This is a genomic window from Geminicoccus flavidas (assembly GCF_009806515.1).
Taxonomy (GTDB): domain Bacteria; phylum Pseudomonadota; class Alphaproteobacteria; order Geminicoccales; family Geminicoccaceae; genus Geminicoccus; species Geminicoccus flavidus.
The window spans coordinates 1-8,112 of the sequence record NZ_WUJP01000110.1; the positions used below are offsets into that span (position 1 = coordinate 1).

Sequence of the window (8,112 nt, forward strand, 5' to 3'; positions counted from 1 at the left end):
AGCCGGCTGCGGAAGGCCTCCTCGTCCCCCACCGCCTGCCGGAAGCGCGTCGCGGAGTTGATGCGGTAGCGGGCGAACGCGTCCACCACGAGCCGCTTCTGGTCGCCCAGGATCAGCTCGACCGACATGGCATCGAAGTCGAGCACCCGCTTGTCGAAATAGGTGACGTTGTCGACGAACGGCACCTTGAAGTGCAGGCCGGCCTCGCGGACCTCACGGACCGGCTCACCGAACCGGACCACCAGCGCCTGCTGCGCCTCGTTGACGGTGAACACGCTGGAATAGAGGCCGATCACCACGACCGCTGCCGCGGCCCCGACCGTCGCGACGACACGGTTGGTCATTGGGTGCCTCCGGTCGACGGTGAGGGTGACAGGATGGTCGATGAGCCGCTGCTGCCGGGCCCCTGGCGCGGCGTCGCGCTGCCGTCCCCTTGCCTCTGCAGCTCCGGGAGAGGCAGGTAGGGCACCACGCTCTGGCCGTTGCCCGGCTGGTCGATCACGACCTTCTCGGTCCCGTTCAGTACCGACTCCATCGTCTCGATATAAAGGCGCTGCCGCGTGACTTCCTGGGCGCCACGATACTCGGCCAGCACCGACAGGAACCGCTGCGCCTCACCCTGTGCCCTGGCCACCTGCTCCTGCTGGTAGGCCTGGCCTTCCTGGAGGATCCGCTCCGCCTCGCCTCGGGCGCGCGGGATGATGTCGTTGGCAAACGCCTCCGCCTCGTTCTGCGCGCGCTCGCGGTCGGCCATGGCGCGCTGCACGTCACGGAACGCGTCGATCACTTCCTGCGGCGGGTCGGCCTTCTGCAACTGGACCTCGTCGATGACGACGCCGGCGCCGTAATCGTTCATCAGGCTCTGGATGATCTCGCGGCCACGCTCCTCGATCTGCCTGCGGCCCTCGGTGGTGACCTCGGCGATGGGCGTCTGACCGACCAGCTCACGGATGGCGCTTTCCGAGGTGGCCTTCACCGTGTCGGCGGGATCGCGGATGTTGAACAGATAGAGGGCCGGGTCGCTGATCCGCCAGAATACCACGAAGTTGATGTCGACGATGTTCTCGTCGCCGGTCAGCATCAGCGCCTCTTCGGGCACCTCGCGCGCGTTCACCCGGCTGCCGGCCTGCGTTACGCCCGACGAACGGAAGCCCACCTCGACCCGGTTGACGCGGGTGACCTGCGGCTTGAGCACCGAGCCGATCGGCCAGGGCCAGTTGTAGTTCAGGCCGGAATCGGTCACTGCGTTGAGATGACCGAACACCAGCTCCACGCCCTTTTCTTCCGGCTGGACGAAATAGAAGCCGCTGAGCAGCCACGCACCGACCGCGAGGCCGGCAATCGTAGCGATCACCGGCGTGCTGGGCAGCCCGCCACCACCCCCGCCACCGCCGCCCGGGAAGAGTTGCCGGACCCGTTCCTGGCTCTTGCGGATCAGCTCTTCCAGGTCAGGCGGCTGCGAGCCGCCACCGCCTCCGCCGCCACCAGGGCGCGGCGCCCAGGGACCACCGCCGCCCTGTCCGCCGTTCCATCCGCCACCACCATTCGGGTTCCAGGGCATCAAGCCTCACCTAGCCAGGGGGACCAAGGTCCCTGTTCGTCATCTAAAACCTCCCCTCGCGAGATCGGACACCTGCCGTCCGCCCTCCAAGTCGGGCTGTCTGTCCGCTATATGACCACGACAACAGGCGGGTTCAACATGGCTGACTTGAGCAAGGAACAGGTTCTGCAGGCGCTGGCGGCGGTGACGCTGCCGGGCAGCGGCAAGAACCTGGCGGAATCGGGCATCATCGGCGGCATCGTCATCAAGGGCGCCAATGTCGGCTTCTCCATGGAGATCGACCCATCCCGGGCGGAAGCGATGGAGCCGGTGCGCCGGGCGGCCGAGGCCGCGGTACGCGCCCTGCCGGGCGTGACCTCGGCCACGGCGGTGCTGACCGCCGAGCGGCCGGCCGGTCCTGGCCGGGCCCAGGAACCGCCAGCCCGCGGCGCACGGCCGCAGGGCCAGCCCACGCCGCAGGGCGTGCCGGGCGTGCGCGGGATCATCGCGGTCGCGTCCGGCAAGGGCGGGGTCGGCAAGTCGACCACAGCGATCAACCTAGCGCTCGGCCTGGCCGCGATCGGGCAGCGGACCGGCATCCTCGATGCCGACATCTACGGCCCCTCGATCCCCCGCATGGTGGGCGCATCGGGTCGGCCGACCTCGCCGGATGGCAAGCGACTGGAGCCAGTGCGCGCCTGGGGCATCCCGACCATGTCGATGGGCTACCTGGTCGAGGAGGACACGCCGATGATCTGGCGTGGGCCCATGGTGCAGAGCGCCATCCAGCAGATGCTGAACGACGTGGCCTGGGGCGAGCTCGACGTGCTAGTGGTCGACCTGCCGCCTGGAACGGGCGACGCCCAGCTCACCATGGCGCAGAAGGTGCCGCTCACCGGTGCCGTGATCGTCAGCACGCCCCAGGACATCGCACTGCTGGACGCGCGCAAGGCGATCCAGATGTTCCGCAAGGTCGACGTGCCGATCCTCGGTATCGTCGAGAACATGAGCTACTATTGCTGCCCGAACTGCGGGCATCGCGCCGACATCTTCGCCCATGGCGGGGCCAGGCAGTGCGCGGAGGGTTATGGCGTGCCGTTCCTGGGCGAGGTGCCGCTCGACATCCGGATCCGCGAGACCTCGGACGGTGGTGCGCCTGTGGTGGCCTCCGATCCAGCCTCGCATCATGCCGAGGTGTACCGCAAGATCGCCGCCGAGGTCCGCCGGCAGATGGACGAGGTCACCGGCACGGCCAGGCCCTTCCCGCGCATCGTCTGGCAGTGACGGGTCCGGCAGTGATGCTGGACCATGTCTCGATCACGGTGAGCGATCCGGCGCGCTCGATCCCGTTCTACCAGGCAATCATGGCAGCGCTGGGCCATCCCTGTGTCTGGGCGGAAGCGGATGCGGCCGGCTTCGGCGAGCGTGCCGATGGCAGCCACCGGGCACGCAGCTACCTGACCGTGCGGGCGGGCTTCGCGGGAGCGCCCGACCGTCGGCACTGGGCGTTCAAGGCAGAGACCCGCGCGGCGGTGCGGGCCTGCCACGCCGCCGGCCTGGCCGCCGGCGGGCGCTGCGATGGCCCGCCCGGCCTGCGCCCGCATTATCATCCTGACTATTATGCCGCCTTCCTGCTGGATCCCGATGGCAATCGGGTGGAGGCGGTCTGCCACGTCGCGACCGGCACCTAAACGGCGTTCCCTTCAGTTCTGGAACATCTGCCACTAGGTTGCGACGGTCTGGCTCCACAGTGGCGCCGAGGTCGCATCTACCGCCCATGGCCGGCGACAGCGAGGACCATTGATGGCTGATCCGATCGTAGCCGATATCGAGACCATCGGCCGGCTGAGGGCGGTTCCGGCCATTCTCGAGATCGTCTCGGCGACCACGGGGCTGCGCTTTGCGGCCGTGGCCAGGGTGACCGACGACCGGTGGGTGACTTGCGCGGTCCTGGACAAGCTCGGCTTCGGCCTGGAGGTCGGCGGGGAGCTGGAGGTTTCCACGACGCTCTGCCACGAGATCCGCGGTGCCAAGGCGCCGATCGTCATCGATCATGCCAGCCAGGACCAGATCTACTGTGGCCATCCAACCCCGCGGCAGTACGGCTTCGAGAGCTACCTCTCAGTACCGATCATCCGCCGCAACGGCGAGGTGTTTGGAACCATCTGCGCGCTCGATCCCCAGCCGGCCAGGCTGCGCGACAGCAAGATCCTGGAAATGGTGCAGCTCTACGCCGAGCTGATCTCGGCCCAGCTCGAGCTGGAGGACCAGTCCAGCGCCAGCAGGCTGGCGCTGCACGACGCGCTGGCAACCGGGTCGCTGCGGGAGCAGTTCATCGGCGTGCTGGGCCACGACCTGCGCAACCCGCTGTTCTCGGTGATCTCCGGCCTCCGCCTGCTGGGCAGGCTGCCGCCGGGCCAGGATGCGCAGCCCATCCTGCGCCAGATGGAGCAGAGCTGCACCCGCATGTCCCGGCTGATCGAGGACATCCTGGACTTCGCCCGCGGCCGCCTGGGCGGCGGCTTCCAACTGACACTGCGGCCCGTGGACGATCTGGGCGCGGAACTGGGCCGGGTCGTGGCGGAGCTGGCGGCGAGTTTCCCGGAGCGGCGGATCGAGACGGACATCCGGTTCTGCCGGCCGGTGACCTGCGACCCCGACCGGGTCGGGCAGCTCCTCTCCAATCTCCTGGCCAACGCGCTGACCCACGGGCGGCCGGATGGGCCGGTCCAGGTGCGGGCGGGGACGGCGAATGGCGGCTGCGTGCTGGAGGTCACCAACCAGGGGCCGCCGATCGAGCCCGAGATCATGGCCCGGATGTTTCAGCCCTATACCCGTGCGATGCGTGGCGGGGGCGCGGCCGGTCTGGGCCTCGGCCTCTACATCGCCGACGAGATCGCCAAGACACATAGCGGCACGCTCTCAGTGCGATCCACCGAGGCGAACGGCACGGTGTTCACCTTCACCTGGCCAAGTGGCACCAGCCCGAGCGGCGTCTGAGCAGCCTTCGGCCGGAACGCGAAACGGCCACCGGAAGCATCCTCCGGTGGCCGTTCTTTTGCGGATGACGACGGGGCGGCTCCTGGAGCTCCCTTGCCGCCTCAGGGTGCCGTGTAGGCCTCGCTCCGGGCCCGGGCGATGGCGACCGCCTGCTCGAGCCTGGCACGCTCCGCCTCGCTCGCGGCATTGGCGGACTGGAGGTCCTCCTCCGCGTTGCGCAGCATCTGCATGGCGCGCTCCTGCGGCAGCTCGCCCAGGTCGTCGGCGTTCTCGGCCAGGACGATGATGCCGCCCGGATTCACCTCGGCGAAGCCGCTGGCGACGAAGATCCGCCGGGCCGGGCGGTCGTTCTCGTAGGTGGTGATCAGGCCCGGGCGCAGCAGCGCCATGACCGGCGCGTGCCCAGCCATGACACCGAAGTCGCCCTCGGAGCCGGGCACCACCACCATGTCGACGGCGTCGCTGACGAGCACCCGCTCGGGCGAGACCAGGTCGAACTGCAGCTTGTCGGCCAAGGCCGCTCCTCCCGCTTCCGGCTCAGGCCTCGGCCATCTTCTTGGCCTTCTCGAGGGCTTCCTCGATCGTGCCGACCATGTAGAACGCCGCCTCCGGGATGTGGTCGTACTCGCCGTCCACGATGCCCTTGAAGCCCTTCACCGTATCCTCGATCGCGACCAGCTTGCCGGGCGAGCCGGTGAAGACCTCGGCCACGAAGAACGGCTGGGACAGGAAGCGCTGGATCTTGCGCGCGCGCGCCACCACCAGCTTGTCCTCTTCCGACAGCTCGTCCATGCCCAGGATCGCGATGATGTCCTGCAGGCCCTTGTAGCGCTGGAGCGTCGACTGCACCGCACGGGCGACGTCGTAATGCTCCTGGCCGACCACGCCCGGCTCCAGGATCCGCGAGGTGGAGTCGAGTGGGTCCACGGCCGGATAGATGCCGAGCTCGGCGATCTGCCGCGAGAGCACCGTGGTGGCGTCCAGATGGGCGAAGGTCGTGGCCGGCGCCGGGTCGGTCAGGTCGTCGGCGGGCACGTACACGGCCTGCACCGAGGTGATCGAGCCCTTCTTGGTCGAGGTGATCCGCTCCTGCAGGGCACCCATGTCGGTGCCCAGCGTCGGCTGATAACCCACCGCCGAGGGGATGCGGCCCAGCAGCGCCGACACTTCCGAGCCCGCCTGGGTGAAGCGGAAGATGTTGTCGACGAAGAACAGCACGTCCTGGCCTTCCTGGTCGCGGAAATACTCCGCGACGGTCAGGCCCGACAGCGCCACGCGGGCACGCGCACCCGGCGGCTCGTTCATCTGCCCGTAGACCAGCGCCACCTTGGACTTGGTCTGGTCTTGGAGGTCGATGACGCCCGATTCCATCATCTCGTGGTAGAGGTCATTGCCCTCGCGGGTCCGCTCACCGACACCGGCGAAGACCGACACGCCGCCGTGCGCCTTCGCGATGTTGTTGATCAGCTCCATGATGAGCACGGTCTTGCCGACGCCGGCACCGCCGAACAGGCCGATCTTGCCGCCCTTCGGGTACGGGGTCAGCAGGTCGACGACCTTGATGCCGGTGACCAGCACCTCGGACTCGGTGGCCTGGTCCTGGAACAGGGGTGCCGGGGCGTGGATCGGTGCCGTCAGCGAGTTGTGCAGCGGGCCGCGCTCGTCCACGGGCTCGCCGATCACGTTCAGGATGCGGCCCAGCGTCTCGCGGCCGACTGGGACCGAGATTGGCGCCCCGGTGTTGATCACCTCGGAGCCGCGGAACAAGCCGTCGGTGGAGTCCATCGCGATGGTGCGGACGGTGTTCTCGCCCAGATGCTGCGCCACCTCGAGCACCAGGGTCTTGCCCTGGTTGTCGACGTGCAGCGCCGTCAGGATCTCGGGAAGGTTGCCCCCGTCGAACCGGCAGTCCACCACCGCGCCCAAGACCTGGGTGACCCGGCCGGTGGCGATGTTCTCTTTGGTCATGTCGCTCATGTGACTCTTTCCCTCACACCGCCTCGGCGCCGGAAATAATCTCGATTAGTTCCTTGGTGATCTGCGCCTGACGCGTCCGGTTGTAGGTCAGCGTCAGCCGCTTGATCATGTCGCCCGCGTTGCGGGTCGCACTGTCCATCGCCGCCATCCGGGCACCCTGCTCGGACGCCGCGTTCTCCACGAGCGCCCGGTAGACCTGGACGCCCAGGTTGCGCGGCAGGAGCTCGGTGAGGATCTGCTCCTCGTCCGGCTCGAACTCATAAGGAGCGGACTGCTCCTCCGCCTGGGCCTCTGTCCGCTGCACCTGCGGGATCTCGGCCGGAACGAGCTGGAGGAAGGTCAGCTCGTTGCGGATGGCGGAAACGAACCGGTTGAAGACGATCTCGCAGACATCGAACTCGCCAGCCTCGAACATCTCGAGGATACGCTCGGCGATGTCGTGCGCGTCCGCGAACTCCATCCGCTTCTTGCCGGCGACACCCTCGTAGGTGTGCAGGATCAGGTTGCCGTAGTCACGGCGCAGCGCATCGCGTCCCTTGCGGCCGACGCAGATGAGCCGGACGTCCTTGCCCTGGCCCTGCAGCTCCTGGATCCGCCGCCTGGCACCACGTGCGATCGAGCTGTTGAAGCCGCCGCACAGGCCGCGGTCGGCCGTGGCGACGATCAGGAGGTATTTCTGCTCCTCGCCGGTGCCGGCGAGCAGGCGCGGCGCCTCGGGCTGCCCCTGCACCCCCGCCGCCAGGTTGCCCAGCATCTGGGCCATCCGGGTGGCATAGGGCCGGGACGCCTCGGCCTGCTCCTGCGCGCGCTTGAGCTTGCTGGCGGCGACCAGCTTCATCGCGCTCGTGATCTTGCGCGTCTGCTTGACGCTCGAGATCCGGGCGCGTTGGTCCTTGAGGCTTGGCATGGTTCAGCGACCTTTGCGGATCAGGCGAAGGTCTTGCCGAACTCTTCGAGCAGAGCCTTGAGCTTGGCCTCGGTCTCGGGAGTAAGGTCCTTGGTGTCGCGGATCGAGACCAGGATGTCGTTGCCGCGGCCGCGCAGCAGGCCCAGCAGTTCCTGCTCGTAGCGACCGACGTCGGTTCCTGCTCGTAGCGACCGACGTCGGACACCTTGACCTTGTCGAGGTAGCCGTTGACGCCGGCATAGATGACCGCGACCTGCTCCTCGTTCACCATCGGCACGTACTGCGGCTGCTTGAGCAGCTCGGTCAGGCGCGCACCGCGGTTGAGCAAACGCTGGGTCGAGGCGTCCAGGTCGGAGGCGAACTGCGCGAACGCCGCCATCTCGCGATACTGGGCCAGCTCCAGCTTGATCTTGCCCGCGACCTTCTTCATCGCCTTGGTTTGGGCCGAGGAGCCCACGCGGCTCACCGACAGGCCGACGTTCACCGCCGGGCGGATGCCCTGGTAGAACAGGTCGGTCTCGAGGAAGATCTGGCCGTCCGTGATCGAGATCACGTTGGTCGGGATGTAGGCGGACACGTCGTTCGCCTGGGTCTCGACGATCGGCAGCGCGGTGAGCGAGCCGAGACCGCTGGCCTCGCCCAGCTTCGCTGCACGCTCGAGCAGGCGCGAATGGAGGTAGAACACGTC

General features: G+C 68.1%; 8 protein-coding genes and 1 pseudogene. 3 read left to right on the forward strand and 6 right to left on the reverse strand.

Features of this window, described 5'->3' with window-relative positions; genetic code table 11:
• Positions 1-344 (reverse strand): SPFH domain-containing protein (locus tag EQG76_RS02925; RefSeq protein WP_255476458.1); only part of this gene is annotated, 344 nt, incomplete at its 3' end.
• Positions 341-1,561 (reverse strand): FtsH protease activity modulator HflK, encoded by a 1,221-nt coding sequence (hflK, locus tag EQG76_RS02930; protein WP_159710468.1) that lies wholly within the window; start codon positions 1,559-1,561, stop codon positions 341-343. The genes hflK and EQG76_RS02925, both read right to left, overlap by 4 nt.
• Positions 1,562-1,699: 138 nt before the next feature.
• Here hflK and apbC point away from each other — a divergent pair, with 138 nt between their 5' ends.
• The 3 genes from apbC (at position 1,700) to EQG76_RS02945 (ending at position 4,540) form a co-directional block, all read left to right on the forward strand.
• On the forward strand, positions 1,700-2,824 hold the full coding sequence (apbC, locus tag EQG76_RS02935; protein WP_159710470.1) for an iron-sulfur cluster carrier protein ApbC: 1,125 nt from the start codon (positions 1,700-1,702) through the stop codon (positions 2,822-2,824).
• 14 nt (positions 2,825-2,838) lie between these two features.
• Positions 2,839-3,231, forward strand: coding sequence for a VOC family protein (locus tag EQG76_RS02940; RefSeq protein ID WP_159710478.1), 393 nt, complete (start codon positions 2,839-2,841; stop codon positions 3,229-3,231).
• 112 nt (positions 3,232-3,343) lie between these two features.
• Positions 3,344-4,540, forward strand: a complete 1,197-nt coding sequence (locus tag EQG76_RS02945) for a GAF domain-containing sensor histidine kinase (protein WP_159710472.1) — start codon at positions 3,344-3,346, stop codon at positions 4,538-4,540.
• 101 nt (positions 4,541-4,641) lie between these two features.
• Here EQG76_RS02945 and atpC read toward each other — a convergent pair whose 3' ends face one another.
• From atpC to EQG76_RS02965, 4 genes and pseudogenes are all read right to left on the reverse strand, one after another.
• Positions 4,642-5,055: an ATP synthase F1 subunit epsilon gene (atpC, locus tag EQG76_RS02950; RefSeq protein ID WP_159710474.1), complete on the reverse strand. Its 414-nt coding sequence runs from the start codon at positions 5,053-5,055 to the stop codon at positions 4,642-4,644.
• Positions 5,056-5,077: 22 nt separating this feature from the next.
• Positions 5,078-6,508 (reverse strand): F0F1 ATP synthase subunit beta, encoded by a 1,431-nt coding sequence (gene atpD / locus EQG76_RS02955; RefSeq protein ID WP_159710480.1) that lies wholly within the window; start codon positions 6,506-6,508, stop codon positions 5,078-5,080.
• Positions 6,509-6,530: 22 nt separating this feature from the next.
• Entirely contained in the window at positions 6,531-7,424 is an 894-nt protein-coding gene (locus EQG76_RS02960) for a F0F1 ATP synthase subunit gamma (protein WP_159710476.1), read from the reverse strand.
• Positions 7,425-7,444: 20 nt separating this feature from the next.
• Positions 7,445-8,112 (reverse strand): annotated as a pseudogene (locus tag EQG76_RS02965) (F0F1 ATP synthase subunit alpha); the annotation flags it as partial.

Bases quoted from the DNA above. Each gene is read 5' to 3' on its own strand.
- hflK (WP_159710468.1), bottom strand. From the start codon at position 1,561: ATGCCCTGGAACCCGAATGGTGGTGGCGGATGGAACGGCGGACAGGGC.
- apbC (WP_159710470.1), top strand. From the start codon at position 1,700: ATGGCTGACTTGAGCAAGGAACAGGTTCTGCAGGCGCTGGCGGCGGTG.
- EQG76_RS02940 (WP_159710478.1), top strand. From the start codon at position 2,839: ATGCTGGACCATGTCTCGATCACGGTGAGCGATCCGGCGCGCTCGATC.
- EQG76_RS02945 (WP_159710472.1), top strand. From the start codon at position 3,344: ATGGCTGATCCGATCGTAGCCGATATCGAGACCATCGGCCGGCTGAGG.
- atpD (WP_159710480.1), bottom strand. From the start codon at position 6,508: ATGACCAAAGAGAACATCGCCACCGGCCGGGTCACCCAGGTCTTGGGC.
- EQG76_RS02960 (WP_159710476.1), bottom strand. From the start codon at position 7,424: ATGCCAAGCCTCAAGGACCAACGCGCCCGGATCTCGAGCGTCAAGCAG.